Source organism: Chromohalobacter sp. HP20-39 (assembly GCF_033052815.1).
Taxonomy (GTDB): Bacteria; Pseudomonadota; Gammaproteobacteria; order Pseudomonadales; family Halomonadaceae; genus Chromohalobacter.
The window spans coordinates 1-255 of the sequence record NZ_JAWHTP010000888.1 but is presented as its reverse complement, the minus strand read 5'-3'; the positions used below and the strand labels follow the sequence as shown (position 1 = coordinate 255).

Here is a 255-nt window from a genome sequence, read left to right as displayed (position 1 = left end):
GCCGCTGTGGCCGCGGCTGGCGCATGACATCGCCGCGATCGCGGCAAGCGCCGGCCGCGCCTGAGCCAGCGCGGCGGCTATTTGGCTCGCGCCTGGGCCTTGATCTCGACGCTGCTGCGCTGCTTGTCCTCGCCCTCGACGGTCAGCGTCAGCGGCACGGTCTCGCCGGCCTGGATGGGGCGTTGCAGGCCCATCAGCATCACGTGGTAGCTGCCGGGCTTCAATGCCACCGGCTGGCCGGCGGGCAGGGCCAGC

The 255-nt window shown here is 72.9% G+C and carries 1 protein-coding gene; it reads right to left on the bottom strand.

Translation table 11 applies throughout. The features are described 5' to 3' along the window. Positions 1-77: 77 nt before the first annotated feature. A complete protein-coding gene (locus RVY79_RS20525) occupies positions 78-248 on the bottom strand; it encodes a copper chaperone PCu(A)C (RefSeq protein WP_317466435.1) in 171 nt (56 codons plus the stop codon). Positions 249-255: the final 7 nt, after the last annotated feature.